Genomic DNA, 19,493 nt, shown 5'->3' with positions numbered 1-19,493 from the left:
GGATGCGTACGAGATCGGTGGCGCTGGTGCTGGCGGCGGCCGTCGCCGGGGGCGTACTGGTTCCGGTCGCGGTGCCGGGCGCCGCGCCCGGCGCGGTGGCCGCCGAGTGCCGGCGGCAGGTGACGGGCGAGGAGTTGCCCGACGCCGGTCCCTACCCCCTGATCGACCAGCTGGGGCTGCGTCAGGCGTGGGACCTGGCCACCGGGCGGGGCATCACGGTCGCCGTGGTGGACTCCGGGGTGGACGCCACCCACCCCGATCTGGACGGCCAGGTGCGCGACGGCAGCGAGTTCACCCTGGTACGGGACGAGCGGGAGTACGAGCGCGGCACGCCGCCGCCGGTCCAGGACTGCGAGGGGCACGGCACGGCGGTGGCCGGGCTGGTCGCCGCCCGGCGGGCCGAGGGCGACCGGATGGCCGGGGTCGCCCCGGACGCCCGGGTGTACCCGGTGCGGCTGGCCGACGGCATCGACGGCACCAGCGCCGGGACGCTGGCCGCCGCCATCGACGACGCGGCGGGCTCCGGCGCGCAGGTGCTCAATCTGTCCTTCGCCGTCCCGGTCGACCACGAGCCGATCAGGGAGGCGGTGGCACGCGCCGTCGCCGCGGGTCTCGTGGTGATCGCCGCGGCCGGCAACGAGGGCGACCTGGAGGGGCGGACCCCGATGTATCCCGCCGCGTACGACGGGGTGCTGGCGGTCGGCGCGGTGGACGCGGGCGGCCGGCCGATGGATTCCTCGAACGCCGGACCGTGGGTCGATCTGGCCGCGTACGGCGAGAACCTGCTCGTGGTCTCCCCCGGCGGCTCCGGCTACCGGCTTGAGTCCGGCACCAGCTTCGCCGCCGCCCAGGTCTCCGGGGCCGCCGCCCTGGTGCTCTCCCGCTTCCCCGGCCTGTCGGCCGATGAGGTCGCCGAACGGCTGACCGGCTCGGCCTCGGCGGTCGGCGGCGTGCGCAACAACCGTACGGGCGCCGGCATCGTGGACCCGTTCGGCGCCCTCACCCACCTAGGGGGCGGCGGTACGGGGGACGGCGCGGGCGGGCGGCCGGACGACGGCGCCGTCGCCGTACAGCCGCTGCCGGCCGGGGAGCCCGCCCTGTCGGCGACCGTACGCACCGCCCTGGCCTGGAGCGGCGGGCTGCTGCTCGCCGTACTACTGGGGCTGTTCGCCGCCCCGGCGGTACGGCGGGCCGCCCGGCGCGGCTGGCATCCGGGCCCGGCACCGGCGCGGCACCCCGCCCATGCGGAGGAACCGGGGCGGGCATCCCCGCCCCCACCCCCGCCCCCCGCCGACCGCCTCGACTGGCTCACCGGCTCCGGCCCCCACGACGGCAGCGCAGGACCGGCCGTGAACACTGTCAAGGGATAGGGGGTTGCCGCCGAAGTCCCGCCGGCCGGACGACACCCGGCCCGCCCTTCTTCGACGACACCCCCGACCCCGTACCCCGACCCCCCGTCCACCACCACCCGGAACCGGACCCGACAGATGGCCACCACCCGCGAGCAGGCCGAGGCGTACGCCTACGACAACCGCCGCCGCACCACCAGCCTCATCCGGGGCACCGACGAGGCGCGCACCGACCCCCGGCGCCGGCTCAACCGCGCCCTGGGAGGCGGCGTCGCCGTGGGCATCCTGCTCATGGCCGGCTTCGGCATCGCCGGCTGGCTCGGCGGCGGCCGGGGCCCGGCGCTGCCCGACTCCGGCGCGGTCGTGGTCGGTTCCAGCGGCGACCGGTACGTCGTCAGCGACGGCGTCGTGCACCCCGCGCTCAACCTGGCCTCGGCGCTGCTGGTCGGCGGCGGCCAGCTCACCGAAGTACGGCAGTCGGTCCTGGACGCCGCGCCGCGCGGCCTGCCGGTCGGCATCCCCGGCGCGCCCGACGCGCTGCCGTCCTCGGACGCGCTGCTCGACGAGGACTGGACGCTGTGCGCCACCCCGGCGGAGAACGGCGGCACCCCCGACCGGACCGTGCTGTACGTATCGGTCCCCGTCCTGCCGCCCACCGCCGACGCGGCGGGCGAGGCGGCGACCGTCCTCGCCCGCGACGAGACCGATGCCCTGTGGCTGCTCACCGAGGGCCGCCGCTACGCCCTCACGCCCGCCATCCGGGATCTGCTCGGCCTGACCAGAAACCCGGTGGAGCTGCCGCGCCGGATCATCGCCACTCTCCCCGAGGGCCCGGCCATCACCACCCCCGCCCAGGACGGCACCGGGACGGCGCCCACCGCCGGCCTGCCCTTCCCCGCCACCGTCGGCGATCTCGTCCACACCAACGCCGAGGGCGCCAAGCCGCAGTTCTACGTGGTGCGGCCGGACGGCCTGGTGGCGGTCTCCGAGCTGGTGCACACCCTGCTGGGCTCCGAGGCGGCGGCCGATCACGAGGTGACCGCCGCGCAGGCCGCCCGCGCGCCGCGCTCCGACGAGCCCTCCCCGGGCGACCGCTCCTGGCCGGACGCGCTGCCGGTGGCGGACGAACCGGGCCGCAACCAGCCGGTGTGCGTCAGCACCCCGCCGGGCGGCCAGCCGGGCGACGCCCCCTGGCAGGCCACCGTCCGGCTGCCGGCCACCATGCCCGCGCCGGACGGCATGACGCCGGTCAGGGCGGGTGACGGCAAGCGGCTCGGGCTGCTGGACGAGATCTACCTGCCCGCCGGGTCGGGGGCGGTGGTCCGGGCCACCACCTCGGCCGGCGCCGGCGGGACGTACACCCTGATCACCGACAGCGGCACCGCCTATCCGTTCGCGAGCCCGGAGGCGGTGGAACGGCTGCGGTACGCGCCAGGCGCGGCCCCGACCGTACCCGCCGGCTTCGTCGGGCTGCTCCCGGCCGGCCCGGTCCTCGACCCCGAGACGGCGGCCCGCGAACACCGGGGCGACGGCGGCGGGGCCGGCGCCGGGGAGACCGACGCGACCGACGACACCGCAGAGACCGCCGAGACCGCCGAGACCGCCGAGGACGACGAGAAGGAGCCCACCGCGTGACCACCGACCGCCCCGCACTTCCCCGCCGCCGGCCGGGACCGCGCCGTGCCCTCGCGCTGCGCGGCCGGATCGTCGCCGTGCAGGCCGCGCTCGGCTGCGCCGCGGCCGGCGCGGCGCTCGGCGGCCCCTGGGGCTACCCGCTCGCCGGGGCCGGAGCGCTGATCGCGATCGCCGCGCTGGCCAGGCACCGTGGCCGCTGGGCGCAGCGCACCGTGCTGGAACGGGTACGGGCCGGGGCGTTCACCCCGGCCGCCGTGACCCCCCGGGCGCCCGAGGACGATCTCGGCCTGGCGCACACCCTGCTGCCCGCCCTGGACATCCGCGAGGCCGCCGACCGCAACGGCCCGGCCCTGGGGGTGCTGTCGGACGGCCGGGGCCACGCGGCGGTCATCGCCTTCCCCGGCGGCACGGTGCCCTCCTTCCCGGCCGGCCCGGTGGCCCGCTGGCTGGCGGAGGACCCGGCCCGGCCGGCCGCCGCCCAGCTGTTCGTCGAGCAGTTCGGGCTGCCGCCGTGGGACTTCCACTACGGCTACCAGCCCACCGTCGCCTACCGCCAGCTGCCCACCGGCAACCGGCCGGTGGTCGTACGGTCCTATCTGGTGCTGCGCTACGAACCGCTGGCCGCGCCCGACGCCGCCCGGCGGCGCGGCGGCGGGGAGACGGGGGCGCGGGCGGCCGTGGTGGCCGCCACCGCGCGGCTGCGAGCGGCGCTCGACGCGCACGGTCTCGCCACCACCCCTCTGAGCGCGGCGGAGCTGCGGGCGCTGCTGCGGCACACGGGGGACGGGTCGGGGGAGGGCCGGGCGCTGGCCGGCAGCTGGGCCGGCAAGAACGCCACCCACTGCACCGTGACCGCCCTGGTCGGCGGCCCGGCCGAATGGAGCGGGCTGCTGGGCACGCTGGCCGGCTGCACGGCGGACCGGGTGGTCACGGCGGCCACCATCACGGCGGACGGTACGGGGGCCGGTGCCGGTGCCGGGGACGCGCTGCGGGTCCGTACCGCGGTCCGTATCGTCTCCACCCACGCCCAGCACGCCGCCGCCGAACGGGACCGGCTGCTGAAGTCGGGCCTGATCGGACCACCGGCCGCCGACCAGCGGGCCGGACTGCTGGCCACCCTCCCCGTGGCGTACCCCGCGGGCCCACTCGACGCGGCGACCGGGTTCGCCCTGACAGGAGCACACCGACGATGAGGACCCCCGACCCGGCCGGCCTGCCCGCCACCCGCTGGGAGCCCCCGTACGAGGCGGACTACCCGCTGCTCGCCGCCCCGGCGGGCATCCACCTGGGGACGGCCCGCGACGGGCGGCCGGTCTCCCTGCCGGTGCCCGCGCAGGCGGGCGCCCGGATCGGCGCGCTGGGCGATTCGCTGTTCGGCCGGCTGCTGGCCCTGCGGCTGCTCGCGGCCGGCGCCCAGGTGACGGCCAACACCCGGGTGCCGCAGCAGTGGAGCGGCCTGGCGCTGGCCGCCGGGGACCGGCTGACCGTCGCCACCAACGCCGACGGCTGGCCCACCCGGCAGCCGGCCCCGCCCACCGTGGAGGCCGGGCCGCAGGCGCTGGTCAGCGATCAGCGCCGGCCGCCGGCGGCCGGACTGGCGGCGGGCCCCTGGCGCACCGTGCTGCATGTGACCCGGGCGGTGCCGCACCGCTCGGTGTTCTGGAACTCCACCGAGGCGGTGCTGGCGCTGGACGCGAGTTACGCCGACATGACCGCCCGCGTACTGGGCGAGGAGGCGGGCCGGCTGACCGCCACGCTCAACGGCGGGGAGATCGCGCTCTTCCCGGCCTCGGGCACCCCGGTCATCCTCCGCCCCGACATCTCCCCGGGCGAGAACGCCCTGTTGACCCCCGGGAACCCTTCCTAGGGGGCCGGTCGGGCGGACGGACGGGGGCGGGCAGGCGGGCGGGAGTTACCGACGGGGCTGCTGGGCCGCCGCCTCCTGGGCCAGCAGCACCTCGTTCGGCAGCGCCCCGCCGAACCGGCGGTCGCGGGAGGCGTACTCCACACAGGCCGCCCACAGGGCCCGCCGGTCGAAGTCGGGCCACAGGATGTCCTGGAACACCATCTCGGCGTAAGCGCTCTGCCAGATCAGGTAGTTGGAGGTGCGCTGCTCCCCCGAGGGGCGGATGAACAGATCCACGTCCGGCATGTCCGGGTGGTACATGTACTTCGCCACCGTCTTCTCGGTGACCTTCGCCGGGTCGAGCCGGCCCGCCGCCACATCGGCCGCCAGCCGGGCCGCCGCGTCGGCGATCTCCGCCCGGCCACCGTAGTTGACGCACATGTACAGCGTCATGGCGTCGTTGTCGCGGGTCCGCTCCTCCGCGGCCTTGAGCTTGGTCACCACCGACTTCCACAGCCGTGGCTCGCGCCCCACCCACCGGATGCGGACGCCCAGCGCGTGAAGTTCCTCGGTGCGGCGGTCGATCACATCGCGGTTGAAGGCCATCAGAAAGCGGATCTCCTCGGGGGACCGCTTCCAGTTCTCGGTGGAGAAGGCGTACAGCGACAGGTTCTTGACGCCCAGCTCCAGGCAGCCCTTGACGACATCGAGGACGACGGTCTCGCCGACCTTGTGTCCCTCGGTGCGCGGCAGCCCGCGGTCCTTCGCCCACCGGCCGTTGCCGTCCATGATGAGCGCCACATGCTGCGGGATCAGCTCGCCGGGCAGTTTGGGCGCCGACGCGCCGGAGGGGTGCGGATCGGGCGCCCGGTACTCACGCTGCTGCCGGGACAGAAACCGACGCTGGACGGCGGCCATAGGGGACTCTCCACGGTTCGAAAGCTCTGCGGCTGAGCGTAACCCGTTCAGCCCTTCTCCACGAATCTCAACGAGCGCAGCCCACGCTCCAGATGCCAGTGCAGATAGGCGGACACCAGCCCGCTGCCCTCCCGTACGTGCCGGGTCTCGGCCGCTTCCGCCGCCGGCCAGTCGCCGGTGAGCAGCGCGCCGAGCAGCCGCAGCGCCTCGGGGGAGGGCACCACGCTCCCCGGAACCCGGCAGTCACCGCATATCGCCCCGCCCGCCGCGATGGAGAAGAAACGGTTCGGCCCGGGCAGCCCGCACTTCGCGCAGTCCTCGAAGCTGGGCGCGTACCCGCCCATCGCCAGCGACCGCAGCAAAAACGCGTCCAGCACCATGCCCGGGGTCCGCTCCCCGTTGGCGAGCGTGCGCAGGCCGCCGACCAGCAGCAGATACTGCTGTACGTTCGGCTCCCCCTCGTGGTCGGTGAAGCGCTCCGCCGTCTCCAGCATGGCGGTGCCGGCGGTGTAGCGGCCGTAGTCGCTCACGATGGTCCGGCCGTACGGGGCGAGCGTCTCGGCCTGGGTGCACAGCGGCAGGCCGCGGCCGATCAGCTCGCCGCCGCGTGCGAAGAACTGCACATCGACGTGCGAGAACGGCTCCAGCCGCGCCCCGAACTTCGACTTCGTGCGCCGCACCCCGCGCGCCACCGCCCGTACCCGGCCGTGGGTGCGGGTGAGCAGGGTGATGATCCGGTCCGCTTCCCCCAGCTTCTGGGTGCGCAGCACGATGCCGTCGTCGCGGAACAGACTCATGCCGACATTCTGCCGGACCCGGACCCGGACCTCGCGGCCGGTTCAGGGGCGGAGGTGGTCGGGGCAGAGTCCCCCGCTGTCCAGGTAGTGCGCGAAATCGGCGCCGGTGCCGCGCACGTAGCCGTCGGTGGTGCTGCCGTCCGGGCCGGCGCAGTCGATCGGGGAGAAGAAGACCCGGGCGTACCGGTCCGGTTCGGGGAGCCGGCCGGTGAGCTCGAAGGGCTCGCCGTCCGGGGCGCCGAGCAGCATGGTCTGGGTGCTGCCCGCGATCTCGTAGTGGACCCGGTACCGCCACCGGCAGTAGCCGTCCTGGGCGGTCGCGTAGATCATGAACGCCTCGGTCTCGTTCCGGTCCAGGGTGATGTGGGTGGCGTGCGGCCCGGTGAAGAAGGGCTCGCCGATCCCGGCCTCCGGGCCTTCGGCGGGGGCCCGGAGCAGCGGCACCGGGTCGTCGATGGCGACCTCCAGCGGGATGACCGCGGAGTCTCCCTGGCTGCTGGCGACGATCACGGAGCCGCTCAGTGGCGCGGTGCACGCGCCGCCTTCGAGCTCCGGGACGATGTCGGTGATCCGGACCTGCTGGTGGCCCCGGCCCTGCAAGGTGATCATCCACTCCGAGCGCCCGATGTCGACGAGGTCCGCGCGGTGCTCCCGCCAGTCGGCGGCGGTCAGCTCGGCGGCGCGCTCCCCGTTCTCGTCGTCCCGGACCAGGAACTCCCCGAACTGCCTGACGTTGCGTACGTCCACCACGGCGATCGCCTCGTGCGGGGAGACGCTGTCGGCGACCCGGTCCAGCGGCAGGATCGCGTTCACCGAATCCACCAGCACGTCCTGGAAGGTGACGGCCGCCACCGTCGCCAGGATGCCGGCGATCCAGGTGGCCGGCCGGCGTGCCAGCCGGGCGATCCGCCGACCGGCCGGGGCCGGGCCGGTGGGGCCGTCCTCGTCGCGGGCCCGGCGGCGGTGCCGGTCCAGGGCGGTGCGGCCGGTCGCCCCGCCGGCCCGGTTGCGGGTGGCCCTGTCGCTGATTCTGTTACGCGACGGCATGCTCCGACGCCCCTTCCCGTTCCCGGCGGCGTGGGCCGACGCGGATCGCCACGAGCAGTATCAGGCCGACGGTCCAGCCCCACAGCGTCCCGAAGCGGACCGCGTCGGAGAGTTCGGCGGCGAACGAGGTGCCCCGCATCCCGGGGACGAACAGCGCGGCGAGGACCGCCTTGACCACGACCGCCGTCGCCGCGGCGAGCACGGTCGCGCACCACGCGCCCAGCACCAGGTCCGGCCGGGGCCGGTCGCCGCCGGCCCGGGCGAGCAGGCCGCGCAGCAGGGCCCACAGGATCACCAGCAGGGCCAGGGCGGCGGCGAGGGTGACGAGCCAGCCGCCGATCCGCTCGTCCTCCATCGGCCGCAGCCGCAGCGCCGGGGAGAGAAGCCGGCTCCACCGTTCCTGCCACGATTCGCGGTACGGGTTCAGCCACTGGTCGGGGTCGAAGGTGATGCCCGGTGCCGGCCGGTGTACGTCCACGTGGCCCAGTACGCCGCCGCCGGCCAGCGCCAGCAGCAGGACCGGGATCAGCGCGGCGAGGGCGGCGTCCCGCCGCCGGCGCGGGGTGCCGGGGGCCGGCCGGTGCGGCCGGTGGGTGGGCGGGGCGATCCCCAGGGGGTTGCGGGGTCCGGCGATCCGCAGGAGCAGCCATCTGGCCAGCGCCAGCCAGACCCACACGAGCAGCAGCGTCGGGGCGAACCGCACCGCGAGGACCACGCCCTCCTGCTCGGCGTTGAAGTAGAGGGCCCAGCGCAGGAAGTCCGCCGGCCCGGACCCTCCTTGGCGCGGGAACGGCTCCAGCAGGACCACCAGCAGCTCGGCCACCCCGGCCGCCGGCAGTGCGGCGCCCACGATCAGCAGGGCCGGCCACGGCGTGGGCCAGTAGCGCGGGGCGCGTCGCATGACGCGGTAGGCCAGCGCGGAGAAGAGCCCGAGGAAGACCACCTGGGGCAGCCAGCGGTGGACGGGGCTCTCGATGACCGCGAACTCGCCGAGGGTCAGCTCGTACCGGCCGACCCGGATCAGCGGCCCCTCGCGCAGTTGGTTGAGGGCCGCGATGGTGAGCACCAGCAGCAGCGCGTGCCCGCCGGTCACCAGGGCGGCCAGCCGGGGGCTCACCGCGCTGTCCCGTGCGTCAGCGTTCATGCCGCTCTCTCCCCCGTGTTGCCCGAGGACAGTGTGCCCTGCCGGGGGCGGCGCCGGGAGGCGTTCCGCGCACCTCGTACCCGGGGATCGGCGCGGCGGTGACCGTCCTGGGCTTCCCGTTCGGTCCGGGCGGTGTTCCGGCCCGGCCGGCCACCGGCTCCCGGGTCTCCGTGCTCGCCCGGTGAGCGGCCGTATCACTCCCTCATATGACGCATCGCCCCATACTTGAGGTAACTTGGGGGAAGGAAAGGGAAGGTAGCCGGATAGATGGACAGGCGGGCAGGACGATGCGGCAGCTGTACTACTCGGTGGACCAGGTGGCGGAGCTGCTCGGGCTGCATGTGCGCACCGTGCGCGGCTATGTGCGGGACGGGCGGCTGACGGCGAGCCGGGTGGGCCGCCAGTACCGGATCACCCGGGAGGACCTGGCGGCGTTCACCGGCGCCCCCGTTCCCGCCCCCTCCCCCGCCCGGCGCCGCCGGCACACCGAGGTGTCCGGCATCGTCCAGATCGACGCGATCGCGCCGGACGACGCCAATCGCCTGACCAACACCGTGCTGGCGAGCGTGGGCGGCCGGGGCGCCGGCGCCCCGCCGCTGCGCGTCGAGAGCGTCTACGACGAGGAGCGGGCCGCCCTCAAGATCATCATCCTGGGGGATCTCGCCGACACCGCCGAGCTGCTGAAGATCATCCACGCCCTGATCGACGACGAGGACCCCCGATGACCGACACCAACACCAACACCAACGCCGTCCAGGAGCTGGCGGGCGCGACCATCCTGGTCTGCCCGGCGGACGGCCCGCCGCTGCGCGACGAGCGGGCCGCCACCGATCTGATCGGCGAGGGCTGGTACCTCGGCGCCACCTGGGTGGCGCTGCCGGCCGCCCGCCTCACCGACGACTTCTTCCGGCTGCGCACCCAGGTCGCGGGCGACATCGTGCAGAAGTTCGCCACCTACCGGATGGGCCTGGCGGTCCTCGGCGACATCTCCCGCCACCTGGAGGGGAGTACGCCGCTGCGGGACTTCGTCCGCGAGAGCAACCAGGGCACCCAGCTCTGGTTCCTCCCCGACCTCACCGCGCTCGGCTCCCGGCTGGCCGGCGTCAGGCGGTGAACCCGCCGTCCACGTGGATCGCGGTCCCGGTGAGATAACCGCCGTCCTCCGCCGCCAGATGGGCCACAGTCGCGGCGACATCCGCCGGGTCGGCGAACCGGCCGAGCGCCGTGAAGCCGGCGAAGGTCTCCGCGTCGGGCCCGTCGGCCGGGTTCGCCTCCGTGTCGGTGGGCCCCGGGTGCACCAGCGTGACCGAGATGCCGCGCGGCCCGAGGTCCCGGGCCAGCCCCTTGGTCATGCCGGTGAGCGCCGACTTGCTCATCGCGTACACCGCCATGCCGGGGAACGGCGCCCTCTCCGCCACATTGCTGCCGATGCTGATGACGCGCCCGCCGGCCGTCATGTGCCGGGCCGCCGCCCGGGCGGCGATCAGCGGGCCCCGGACATTCACCGCCAGGGTGCGGTCGATCTCCTCCGGCGCCAGCTCGTCGAACGGGCCGAAGGCGAAGACCGCCGCGTTGTTCACGAGGATGTCCAGCCGCCCGAATTCGGTGGCCGCCGTATCCACCGCCGCCACCACCGCCGCCGGATCCCCGCTGTCGGCCCGGACGGCCAGCCCGCGCCGCCCGGCCCGCTCGATCTCCTTCACCACCACGGCGGCGCGGTCACCGCCGGTCGCGTACGTGATGACGACGTCGGCCCCCTCCGCCGCCAGCCGTACCGCGATCGCCGCGCCGATCCCCCGGCTGCCGCCGGTCACCAGAGCCACTTTTCCTGTCAGTCGATTCATGGCTCCAGCCTCGTCATCGCGGCCGGGGACCGCTGGCGGGAAAGCGACGCGGCGCTTCCCCGCTCAGCCCATGGTCTTCTGGCCGTCCAGCGCCTCCCGGATGATGTCCGCGTGGCCGGCGTGCTGCGCCGTCTCCGCGATGATGTGCTGGAGCGTCCGGCGTGCCGACTGCCGGCCGCCCGGCTCGTTCCAGGGGGCCTTCGGCAGCGGGTGGGACCGGTCGAGATCCGGGTACGTGGCCACGAGTTCGTCGGTGCGGGACGCCACCTCCTCGTACGCGTCCAGCACCCCGGCCAGCGTGTCGTCCGGCGCCATCCGGAACTCGGCGGCCCGCCGCGCGAAGTCCTCCTCGGTCAGCTCGGTGAAGTCCGGCATCGCCGCCGGCCCCTCCTCGATGAACCGCACCCAGTTCCGCTCGACGACGGTGACGTGCTTGATCAGCCCGCCCAGACACAGCTCGCTCACCGTGGTACGGAGCCCGGCCTGCTCATCGGTGAGGTCCCGGACGGTGAACCGCAGAAAGCCCCGGGCCTTCCGCAAGGACTCCAGCAGATCCGCGCGCTCGACGTCGAGGGTGGGGGAAGGGGAGGTCATGTCGCTGCTCCTTGGCTACGTGATGCGAATGCCGCTCGGTCACTGACAGTTCCCACGCTAGGGACCCGAGCGGTCAGTTTCTGACCTGAACCGCCGCCAGAATGACCCGCATGGCCAACACCAGCTCCCGTACCCTCCGCCTGCTGTCCCTCCTCCAGACCCACCGCTACTGGCCGGGCACCGAGCTGGCCGGCCGGCTCGGTGTCTCCGTCCGCACCCTGCGCCGCGACATCGACCGGCTGCGCGAGCTCGGCTACCCGGTCGAGGCGCAGCGCGGCACCGAGGGCGGCTACCAGCTGGCCGCCGGTGCCGCGCTGCCGCCGCTGCTGGTCGACGACGAGGAGGCCGTCGCCCTGGTCGTGGGCCTCCAGACCGCCGCACAGGGCACCGTGGAGGGCATCGCCGAGTCCTCGGTACGGGTGCTGGCCAAGATCGTCCAGGTGCTGCCGGCCCGGCTGCGGCACCGGGTGGACGCCCTGCACCGGGTGACCGTCCCGGCCCCCGGCTGGGGCGACGGGGCGGCACCGGCCGGCTTCGACCCGGACCTGCTCACCGGCATCGCCATGGCCTGCCGCGACAGCGAACGGCTGCGCTTCGCCTACACCGCCGCAACCGGCGAGCACACCGAGCGCCATCTCGAACCGCACCGCCTGGTGATGCTCGGCCGCCGCTGGTATCTCGTGGGCTACGACCTCACCCGGCACGCCTGGCGCAGCTTCCGTCTCGACCGCGTCAGCGGCCCGGCCCGGCCCACCGGCGCCCGCTTCCGGCCCCACGAGCTGCCGGCCACCGACGCCGCGGCCTTTGTGCGGGCCGGCATCGACAAGCCGCCCGCCCCGTACCGGGCCGAGGCGGTGGTCGAGGCCCCGGCGGCGGAGGTACGCACCCGCATCGGCCGCTGGTGCACGGTCGAGGAGGCCGACCGGCCGGGCCGCTGCCGGGTCGTGATGAGCACCGACTCGCTGGACTGGCCGCTGTTCGCGCTGGGCATGACCGGCGCCGAGTTCCGGGTCACCGCCCCGCCCGAACTGCTCGACGCGCTGCACGACTGGGGCAGCCGCTTCACCCGGGCGGCGGCGGCCGGGAGCCCGTGAGCGGGGCCGGCGGCCCGTAGGCCCGGGCGAGTACGGCCACGGTGGCGGCCATCGCGTCCCGCAGCACGGGCGGCCCGACCACCACGACATCGACCCCGAGCCGCAGCAGTTCGCCGCACGCGTGCTCGGTGCTCTCGGTCGGGATGACCGCCTCGATCCACCCCTCCGCGCCCGCGTCGGCCACCTCGGTCGCGGTGGCCTCCACCGCCCGCACCAGCTCCGGCGGCACATTGTCGGCCAGCCGCTCACGCCCGCGCGGCGACAGCCGGATGACGGCGGTGCCGGTGAACCGGTTGGCGCGGAACTCCGCCAGATACCCGGCCCAGTACGCGCCCAGATCGAAATCCGCCGGCCGCTCGAAACTCTCCTCGCTCAGCGCGGCGTCCAGCACCTGGGTCGCCCGGTACGTCGCCACCCGGCCATGCTCCCCGGCGGCCGTCGCGGCCACGACGTACCAGACCCCGGACTTGAGGACCAGACCGTACGGGCGCAGCCGGCGTGTCACCTCCTGCGGCGCGCGCCAGCGCCGGTACCGCACCTCCACCACCCGCAGGGCGACCACCGCCTCCACCAGCAGCGGCAGAAACGGTGCCGGTTCTGGCTCCCGGTACCAGCCGGGGGCGTCCAGGTGGAACACCTCCGCGCTGCGCGCCGCCTCCGCGCGCGGCCCGGCGGGCAGCGCGGCCAGCAGCTTCAGCCGGGCCGCCGCCACCTCCGCCCCGAGCCCCAGCTCGGCGGCCGGCCCGGGCAGCCCGGCGAAGAACAGGGCCCGCGCCTCGCCCTCGCTCAGCCCCGTCAGCCGGGTGCGGTACCCGTCGAGCAGCTGGTAGCCGCCGCCGCGCCCCGGCTCCGCGTACACCGGGACCCCGGCCTCCTGGAGCCGGGCCAGATCACGGTAGGCGGTCCGTACCGACACCCCCAGCTCGCCCGCGATCGCCGGCGCGGACATCCGGCCACGGGATTGCAGCAACAACAGCAGCGACAGCAGACGACCGGCGGACATGGCCGCATTCTGCCCGGAAACCCTGACAGCACCTGTCACACCACGGGCCTAACGTTCCCGGCATGCGCACCTCATCCGTGATCGAACTCCGCCAGTACACGCTGCGTCCCGGCCGCCGGGACGAACTCATCGGCCTCTTCGACAAGGCGTTCACCGCAGGCCAGGAAGCGGTGGGGATCGCCGTCCTCGGCCTGTTCCGGGACCTGGACGACCCCGACCGCTTCGTGTGGCTGCGCGGCTTCCCCGACATGACCGCACGCCACCGGGCCCTGACGGCCTTCTACGAGGAGGGCCCCGTCTGGGCCGAACACGGTCCGGCGGCCAACGCCACCATGGTCGATTCCGACGACGTCCTGCTGCTGCGGCCCCTGGTGCCCGGCAGCGGCGGCGACCTCACCGCCCCGCTGGTGACCGCCACCATCTGGTCCTTCCCGCCCGGCAGCACCGAGGGCGCCGCCCTCATCCGGGACGGCCTGCTCCCCGTGCTCCACGCGTCGGGCCGGGCCCCGCTCGCCGTCCTGGCCACCGAGACGGCGCCCAACACCTTCAGCCGGCTGCCGGTCCGCACCGGGGAGAACGTCGTGGTGCTCCTCCTCCCCGGCGACCTCCCGGACGGGGTACGCACCCATCCCGTCATGCGGGACATCGAGCGCGAACAGACCGCCGTCCCCCAGACCCTGCGGCTCAGCCGGACGTAACGAACGCGCCCCGCACCCGGGTACCGTCCGGCGCCTGCCAGGCCCCCTCGACGCCGATGCCGACGCCGGGCGCCTCGTGCGAGGCGCCGGCCCGCAGCACCCGGTGCAGCCGCAGGACCGTCCCGTCGCCCACGTCGAGGACGGTCCCGTCCTGATCATCGACGACCCGTACGGAGTGGTACGCCGAGGCGCCGAACCCCTCCCCGGAGTACCGGCGGGCAACCTCCTGATCAGGGGTGTCGCTGACGTTCTGGTTCTGCGCCTGGGTCCTGCCCTCGACAAAGGCGAGCAGTTGGGCGGTCACCACCGGATCATGACACCCGTCGTAGATCCACCGCCGGCCCAGCACCCCGTGCTCCGAGGTCCCGACGAGGGCGTGCCCGGCGCCTTCGAGGGGTTCGCCGCGATAGCCGAACGGCAGCAGATAGCTGGTGGGTTCGGTGCCCGAGGTGTCGTTGGCGACCATGAACTCGATGCCCACCTCCCCCGCCGGATCGTCCAGCCGGAACCCCCCGGCCTTGGACAACTCCGGCCGCCCGGTACCCCGGTACCACGGCTGGGCGGGCAGCCACTCGGTGAGCAGTTCCAGCTTGGTGGGCACCATCGTGGTGCTGTTGTGGATCACAGCCATGCCGGACCTCCACGTCCGTCGATCGGTCTGGGCGCCTCCCACCCTCCCACCCCGGCCGGTCACCCCCGAACACGACGATGCCCCAGGCGCACGCCCCCCGGCGCATCGCGTGCCATGAACATCCCTGATGCGCCCTTGAATTATTCAGTGAAAGCCTCGAATAATGTTGAGTATGTCCGCTCTATGGAGGGGGTTGCCCAGTGAGGCTTGAAGTGGTGCGCCGCACCGAGGATTGCAATGACGAGCGGGACTGCCCGGCCCTGTACCGGACAGACCGGGGAACCATCATCGCCCGGGGCTGGAAGGTCACTGACGCCGGCACTCTGTTGGCTCTCAAGCTCCCCGACCACGAGGAAGTCGTCGAGCTGCCCGCTCATCTGATCGCGGAGGTGCTGCGCAGTGCTGAGCAATGAGGAATTCGACGCCTACTTCGACAACGCACGGAGCGAGTGGTTCCGGCTGGAGGCGTTCAGCTCCTACAAAGTCACCGTCGAGCAACCGCGCCTGCGGTCCTACCTGGCCGGCGATCCGTACGACCCGGCCGATGACCCCAAGGGATGGTACGAGGAGATCGAGCGCCGGGTGGGCGAGGGAGTGGCGTTCCGCAAGGTACGCGTGATGACCGGGCCGCTCAGTGAGTACGAGCGGTGGGAGTGCGAGTGGTCCTACTCCGCGACGGAGCGGCGTGGTCAGCGCACCTTCATCATCGACCGCGCCGATGTTCCCGCCGTCCCCGAACTTCCCGCCTACGACTGGTGGATGATGGATGGCCGCGTGGTGCTGCGCATGCACTACGACGATACGGGGGCATTTCTCGGCGCAACGGCCATCGATGACCCGGTCGTGGTCGCCGAACACGTGCGGCTCCGGGACGCCACGCTGGCCATCGCCACCCCCTTCCCGGAGTACTGGAACACTCATCCGCAATACTGGCGCGAGAACTGGCTGCACAAGAGCAGCACATGACCACCCCTGACTGACACCCCGCTGGATGAATCCCGAGCGCTACGAGTCCGACCGCCGCCGGCTGGCCGCGGCCCTGCGCGCGCTGCGCAAGGCCGCGGCCATGACTGGCGTGCGCGCGGCCGAGACCAGCGGGATGTCACAGCCCAAGATCTCCAAGCTGGAGAATGGCCGCCTCCTGCCTTCGGGGCAGGACGCCGAGACGCTTCTCGACCTGTACGGGGCCGGACCGGCCGAGCGGACAGAACTGCTCGGGCTGGTAGCCCGGTTGCACACCACGGTGGAAAGCAACCGGTCGGTACGGCGGCGTGGCACCGCGCAGAAGCAGGACCAGATCCGCCAGGCCGAAGCCTCAGCCACCGCTCTTCGGTACTTCTCCCCCGTAATGGTGCCCGGCCTGTTGCAGACCGCTGAGTTCGTCCGGCGTGTCCTGTCCATGACCCTGACCGGCGCCGAACTCGCCCACACCACCGCCGTACGGCAGGAGCGGCAGCAGGGGCTGTACGATCCCGGCCGCCGGTTCACGTTCGTGCTGACGGAGGCGGTACTGCGCTGGGGTTTCTGTCCCGGTGATGTGATGGCCGCGCAGCTCGCGCACATCGCGTCGATCGCCACATTGAGCAATGTTGATGTGGGTGTGATCCCCTTTGCCGCGCGGCCCGGGGACACACCGCTGCACGGCTATCAGATCTTCGACGAGCGGTTGGTGACCATCAGCCTGGAGCACGCGACGGTGACCGTCACCGAGCCGCGCGATGTCGCTGTGTATCTGCGGATGTTCCGGACCATGAGTGAGGCCGCCGTGTTCGGGTCCGAGGCCCGTGAGCTGCTGCTGGCCGTCAGCCAAGAGCGACGGGGCTCCTGACGCACACCGATCCCCTCTTCTGAATTATTCACTCATCTCGTGAATAATTCCTTCAAGTGCGGGCATCCTCAGAGCAGTTGCACACGAGGCAGCTGCCCAAACGCCCGCCCCGGCCGATGGAAGCCGTGGACAGCTCAGCCGGCCGGAGCGGGTGACCGCCCGCATGGGCACAAGCCCTGCGGTTTCTCCGGTCATGCCACCGACGGTACGGCGGTGTGGCCCCCTGAGGAAGAGGACACCAAGGATGACCGCACCCACCATCGACGCGTACGAGACACGTACGCCTGACGCCGAGGGGTGGCGGGGCGTACCGTTCCGTCTCCCCCAGCACCTGACCCCTGTTCCAGCACCGCTCCTCCCCCTTCCCGTGACGGCGGAGAACGACGGCGGCAAGCACGACGGGGGCCCCATGCCTCCCGAGGCCCCGCGCGACCCGGCCCCCAGCGGCGGTGACAAGAAGGACTCCTAGCCTTCAGCGCCTGCGAACCGGGGCCCCGCCCGGGTGCCTCCTCGGCCCCTGGGCGGGGCTTCCGCGCGTCGCCCGCCCGCTACGCCGCCGCCAGCAGGCGCTCGCGGTCGGCCGCCGCCAGGCCCAGGGTCATGCCGATGAGCGTCAGGGTGACCCGCTCCGGGTCCGTGTACGGACCGTCTGCCAGCGCGATGCGGGCGCCGTGCAGCAGCAGGCTCTCGCGGCCCGCCGGCGCCAGATGCGGGGCCAGCGGCTCCAGGGCCGCGCGCAGCTCCGTCTCCGAGACCGTTCCCACCAGCCGGTCCTCGGCGCTCTCGGGGAAGCCGACCGCCGACACCGTGCCCGCCAGCCGGTCCTCGGTGAACTCCGGGAAGCCCGCCTCCCGCAGCGACTCCACCGCCACCGCCAGCGCGGTTCGGTCGGCCGTGGCCAGCGTCGCCAGCGCCACCGTCCGGTACGCGTCGCGCAGCAGCGCCGCCAGCCGGGTGGTGGTCGGGCCGTCCAGCGCCGATTCGGGGAAGTGGCCCTCGCACGACACGCAGGCCACCACCGGGCCGGCCGTGCCCAGCCGCAGCACCGGTACGCCCAGCAGCGTCGCCCGCCGCCGGCCGGTCAGCCGCTGATAGCAGCGGTCACCGCCGCAGCCGGGGCAGAAGAAGTCCCCGTCGTCGATGACACGCCACGCCGTGCGGATACCTGTCCCTGCCACCCTCGGCACGCCGACCTCCGTAACACGCCCGCAACACTGCGGGTGTGAGACGTGATGTTAACCACACTCCCCCATCGGGGGCAGTAGTCAGACCGGCCAAATGCGCGGCCGAATCAGGCCCGCGCCCCGGCACGGGGCGCGGGGCGCGGGCCCGCTCGTACGGGTGACTAACGAGCCGCCCGGTTGACGGCGGAGACGACCGCCTTCAGCGACGCCCGCACGATGTTCGCGTCGATGCCGATGCCCCACAGCACCCGGTCGCCGATCGCGCACTCGATGTACGCCGCAGCCTGCGACCCGGCGCCCTCGCTCATCGTGTGCTCCACGTAGTCCAGCAGACGCACCTCTTCACCGATCACGCCCGCCCCGGCCAGCGCGTCGAAGAACGCCGCCAGCGGGCCGTTGCCCTGCCCCGTCAGCACCGTGTCGGCGCCGTCCACGACCGCCTCCACCGTGAGCGCGTCCACGCCGCCCCCGCTGGTGGTCGAGGTCTGGGCGTCGCGCAGCGCGATCCGCCCCCAGCCCCGGGACCCGTCCGCCGCCGGCAGATACTCGTCGGCGAACACCCGCCAGATCTCCGCCGGGGTGATCTCGCCGCCCTCCGCGTCCGTCTTCTCCTGGATGATCCGCGAGAACTCCACCTGCATCCGGCGCGGCAGGTCCAGCTTGTGGTCGGTCTTCAGGACGTACGCGATGCCGCCCTTCCCGGACTGCGAGTTGACCCGGATGACCGCCTCGTAGGACCGCCCCACATCCTTGGGGTCGATCGGCAGATACGGCACGTCCCAGGTCAGGTCGTCCACCCCGACCCCGCGCCGGGCCGCCTCGGCGTCCATCGCCTCGAAGCCCTTCTTGATGGCGTCCTGGTGCGAGCCGGAGAAGGAGGTGTAGACCAGGTCACCGGCGTACGGGTGGCGCGGCGGGACCTCCATCTGGTTGCAGTACTCGTACGTGCGCCGGACGTCGTCGATCCGCGAGAAGTCGATCTGCGGATCCACGCCCTGCGAGAACAGGTTCATGCCCAGCGTCACCAGGTCCACATTGCCGGTGCGCTCGCCCTGCCCGAACAGACACCCCTCCACCCGGTCCGCCCCGGCCAGCACCGCCAGCTCGGCGGCGGCCACCGCCGTACCCCGGTCGTTGTGCGGGTGCGCCGACAGGCACACGTACTCGCGGTGCGACAGGTGCCGCGACATCCACTCGAAGCGGTCCGCGTAGGTGGACGGTACGGAGCGCTCCACCGTCGCCGGCAGATTGAGGATGATCTCGCGGCCCTCGCCCGGCTGCCACACCTCCATCACCGACTCGCACACCTCCAGCGCGAAGTCCGGTTCGGTGTCGGTGAAGATCTCCGGGCTGTACTGGTAGCCGAAGACCGTACGGTGATCCAGCAGCTTCTCGGCGTACTCCATCACCAGCCGGGTGCCGTCCACCGCGATCCGCCGTACGTCGTCCTTCCCGCCCCGGAACACCACCCGCCGGAAGGTCGGCGCGGTGGCGTTGTACAGGTGCACGGTGGCGCGCGGGGCGCCCACCAGGGACTCCACGGTGCGGGCGATCAGCTCCTCGCGGGCCTGGGTGAGGACGGAGATCGTCACATCCTCCGGGATCGCGTCCTCCTCGATGATGGAGCGCACGAAGTCGAAGTCGGTCTGCCCGGAGGCCGGGAAGCCGACCTCGATCTCCTTGTAGCCCATCCGCACCAGCAGATCGAACATGGCACGTTTGCGGGCCGGCGACATCGGGTCGATCAGCGCCTGGTTGCCGTCCCGCAGATCGGTGGACAGCCAGCGCGGCGCGGCGGTGATCCGCTTCCCGGGCCAGGTGCGGTCCGGCAGCTCCACCGCCTCGTACGGGGTGTAGCGGTGCACCGGCATGCCGGAGGGG

Annotated in this window: 22 protein-coding genes; 12 read left to right on the top strand and 10 right to left on the bottom strand. The window is 73.5% G+C overall.

Features of this window, described 5'->3' with window-relative positions:
• Nucleotides 1–2 precede the first annotated feature (2 nt).
• From AC5WRL_RS15820 to AC5WRL_RS15805, 4 genes are all read left to right on the top strand, one after another.
• On the top strand, nucleotides 3–1,370 hold the full coding sequence (locus AC5WRL_RS15820) for a S8 family serine peptidase (RefSeq protein ID WP_496089145.1): 1,368 nt from the start codon (nucleotides 3–5) through the stop codon (nucleotides 1,368–1,370).
• Between the two features lie 117 nt (nucleotides 1,371–1,487).
• Complete coding sequence (eccB, locus tag AC5WRL_RS15815) at nucleotides 1,488–2,984, top strand: type VII secretion protein EccB (RefSeq protein WP_496089144.1); 1,497 nt, start codon at nucleotides 1,488–1,490, stop codon at nucleotides 2,982–2,984.
• On the top strand, nucleotides 2,981–4,177 hold the full coding sequence (locus AC5WRL_RS15810; protein WP_496089143.1) for a type VII secretion protein EccE: 1,197 nt from the start codon (nucleotides 2,981–2,983) through the stop codon (nucleotides 4,175–4,177). Before eccB ends, AC5WRL_RS15810 begins: the two co-directional genes overlap by 4 nt.
• Complete coding sequence (locus AC5WRL_RS15805) at nucleotides 4,174–4,851, top strand: hypothetical protein (protein ID WP_496089142.1); 678 nt, start codon at nucleotides 4,174–4,176, stop codon at nucleotides 4,849–4,851. The genes AC5WRL_RS15810 and AC5WRL_RS15805 overlap by 4 nt, the downstream gene beginning before the upstream one ends.
• Nucleotides 4,852–4,896: 45 nt before the next feature.
• On the opposite strand, the gene AC5WRL_RS15800 is transcribed toward AC5WRL_RS15805, so the two are convergent.
• Genes AC5WRL_RS15800 through AC5WRL_RS15785 form a run of 4 tightly spaced genes read right to left on the bottom strand, consistent with a single transcriptional unit; the run spans nucleotide 4,897 to nucleotide 8,736 of the window.
• Complete coding sequence (locus AC5WRL_RS15800; RefSeq protein WP_496089141.1) at nucleotides 4,897–5,748, bottom strand: isoprenyl transferase; 852 nt, start codon at nucleotides 5,746–5,748, stop codon at nucleotides 4,897–4,899.
• Nucleotides 5,749–5,795: 47 nt separating this feature from the next.
• On the bottom strand, nucleotides 5,796–6,545 hold the full coding sequence (gene recO, locus AC5WRL_RS15795; RefSeq protein WP_496089140.1) for a DNA repair protein RecO: 750 nt from the start codon (nucleotides 6,543–6,545) through the stop codon (nucleotides 5,796–5,798).
• A 42-nt stretch (nucleotides 6,546–6,587) separates the two neighbouring features.
• Complete coding sequence (locus AC5WRL_RS15790) at nucleotides 6,588–7,592, bottom strand: hypothetical protein (protein WP_496089139.1); 1,005 nt, start codon at nucleotides 7,590–7,592, stop codon at nucleotides 6,588–6,590.
• Nucleotides 7,579–8,736 (bottom strand): hypothetical protein, encoded by a 1,158-nt coding sequence (locus AC5WRL_RS15785; RefSeq protein WP_496089138.1) that lies wholly within the window; start codon nucleotides 8,734–8,736, stop codon nucleotides 7,579–7,581. Before AC5WRL_RS15785 ends, AC5WRL_RS15790 begins: the two co-directional genes overlap by 14 nt.
• A gap of 287 nt (nucleotides 8,737–9,023) precedes the next feature.
• Here AC5WRL_RS15785 and AC5WRL_RS15780 point away from each other — a divergent pair, with 287 nt between their 5' ends.
• Nucleotides 9,024–9,461, top strand: coding sequence for a helix-turn-helix domain-containing protein (locus AC5WRL_RS15780; RefSeq protein ID WP_496089137.1), 438 nt, complete (start codon nucleotides 9,024–9,026; stop codon nucleotides 9,459–9,461).
• Nucleotides 9,458–9,850: a DUF4180 domain-containing protein gene (locus tag AC5WRL_RS15775; protein ID WP_496089136.1), complete on the top strand. Its 393-nt coding sequence runs from the start codon at nucleotides 9,458–9,460 to the stop codon at nucleotides 9,848–9,850. Before AC5WRL_RS15780 ends, AC5WRL_RS15775 begins: the two co-directional genes overlap by 4 nt.
• Here the strand turns inward: AC5WRL_RS15775 and AC5WRL_RS15770 are convergent.
• Together AC5WRL_RS15770 and AC5WRL_RS15765 are read right to left on the bottom strand one after the other, a co-directional pair.
• Complete coding sequence (locus tag AC5WRL_RS15770) at nucleotides 9,840–10,580, bottom strand: SDR family NAD(P)-dependent oxidoreductase (protein WP_496089135.1); 741 nt, start codon at nucleotides 10,578–10,580, stop codon at nucleotides 9,840–9,842. The genes AC5WRL_RS15775 and AC5WRL_RS15770 overlap by 11 nt on opposite strands.
• A 63-nt stretch (nucleotides 10,581–10,643) precedes the next feature.
• The gene (locus tag AC5WRL_RS15765; RefSeq protein ID WP_496089134.1) at nucleotides 10,644–11,174 is read right to left on the bottom strand and encodes a DinB family protein; all 531 of its coding nucleotides are present in this window, start codon (nucleotides 11,172–11,174) and stop codon (nucleotides 10,644–10,646) included.
• Between the two features lie 110 nt (nucleotides 11,175–11,284).
• Here AC5WRL_RS15765 and AC5WRL_RS15760 point away from each other — a divergent pair, with 110 nt between their 5' ends.
• Nucleotides 11,285–12,268 (top strand): helix-turn-helix transcriptional regulator, encoded by a 984-nt coding sequence (locus AC5WRL_RS15760; protein WP_496089133.1) that lies wholly within the window; start codon nucleotides 11,285–11,287, stop codon nucleotides 12,266–12,268.
• On the opposite strand, the gene AC5WRL_RS15755 is transcribed toward AC5WRL_RS15760, so the two are convergent.
• Nucleotides 12,237–13,271: a helix-turn-helix transcriptional regulator gene (locus tag AC5WRL_RS15755; protein ID WP_496089132.1), complete on the bottom strand. Its 1,035-nt coding sequence runs from the start codon at nucleotides 13,269–13,271 to the stop codon at nucleotides 12,237–12,239. The two genes, AC5WRL_RS15760 and AC5WRL_RS15755, sit on opposite strands and share 32 nt — an antisense overlap.
• A gap of 62 nt (nucleotides 13,272–13,333) precedes the next feature.
• On the opposite strand from AC5WRL_RS15755, the gene AC5WRL_RS15750 reads away from it, so the two are divergent.
• Nucleotides 13,334–13,969 carry an NIPSNAP family protein gene (locus AC5WRL_RS15750; protein WP_496089131.1) on the top strand — a complete coding sequence of 212 codons (636 nt, stop codon included), beginning with the start codon at nucleotides 13,334–13,336 and terminating at the stop codon, nucleotides 13,967–13,969.
• On the opposite strand, the gene AC5WRL_RS15745 is transcribed toward AC5WRL_RS15750, so the two are convergent.
• The gene (locus AC5WRL_RS15745; RefSeq protein ID WP_496089130.1) at nucleotides 13,956–14,600 is read right to left on the bottom strand and encodes a maltokinase N-terminal cap-like domain-containing protein; all 645 of its coding nucleotides are present in this window, start codon (nucleotides 14,598–14,600) and stop codon (nucleotides 13,956–13,958) included. The two genes, AC5WRL_RS15750 and AC5WRL_RS15745, sit on opposite strands and share 14 nt — an antisense overlap.
• A 200-nt stretch (nucleotides 14,601–14,800) precedes the next feature.
• Here AC5WRL_RS15745 and AC5WRL_RS15740 point away from each other — a divergent pair, with 200 nt between their 5' ends.
• The 4 genes from AC5WRL_RS15740 (at nucleotide 14,801) to AC5WRL_RS15725 (ending at nucleotide 16,897) form a co-directional block, all read left to right on the top strand.
• Complete coding sequence (locus tag AC5WRL_RS15740; RefSeq protein WP_496089129.1) at nucleotides 14,801–15,013, top strand: hypothetical protein; 213 nt, start codon at nucleotides 14,801–14,803, stop codon at nucleotides 15,011–15,013.
• Complete coding sequence (locus tag AC5WRL_RS15735; protein WP_496089128.1) at nucleotides 15,000–15,566, top strand: DUF6879 family protein; 567 nt, start codon at nucleotides 15,000–15,002, stop codon at nucleotides 15,564–15,566. Before AC5WRL_RS15740 ends, AC5WRL_RS15735 begins: the two co-directional genes overlap by 14 nt.
• 25 nt (nucleotides 15,567–15,591) lie before the next feature.
• Nucleotides 15,592–16,428: a helix-turn-helix domain-containing protein gene (locus tag AC5WRL_RS15730; RefSeq protein ID WP_496089127.1), complete on the top strand. Its 837-nt coding sequence runs from the start codon at nucleotides 15,592–15,594 to the stop codon at nucleotides 16,426–16,428.
• A gap of 244 nt (nucleotides 16,429–16,672) precedes the next feature.
• Entirely contained in the window at nucleotides 16,673–16,897 is a 225-nt protein-coding gene (locus AC5WRL_RS15725) for a hypothetical protein (RefSeq protein WP_496089126.1), read from the top strand.
• A gap of 79 nt (nucleotides 16,898–16,976) precedes the next feature.
• Here AC5WRL_RS15725 and AC5WRL_RS15720 read toward each other — a convergent pair whose 3' ends face one another.
• Both AC5WRL_RS15720 and leuA read right to left on the bottom strand, forming a co-directional pair.
• The gene (locus AC5WRL_RS15720) at nucleotides 16,977–17,615 is read right to left on the bottom strand and encodes a TerB family tellurite resistance protein (RefSeq protein WP_496089125.1); all 639 of its coding nucleotides are present in this window, start codon (nucleotides 17,613–17,615) and stop codon (nucleotides 16,977–16,979) included.
• A gap of 158 nt (nucleotides 17,616–17,773) precedes the next feature.
• Nucleotides 17,774–19,483 carry a 2-isopropylmalate synthase gene (gene leuA / locus AC5WRL_RS15715; RefSeq protein ID WP_496089168.1) on the bottom strand — a complete coding sequence of 570 codons (1,710 nt, stop codon included), beginning with the start codon at nucleotides 19,481–19,483 and terminating at the stop codon, nucleotides 17,774–17,776.
• Nucleotides 19,484–19,493: the final 10 nt, after the last annotated feature.

The organism is Streptomyces sp. NTD107, from assembly GCF_059510435.1.
This window is presented reverse-complemented; position numbering and strand designations above follow the sequence as displayed.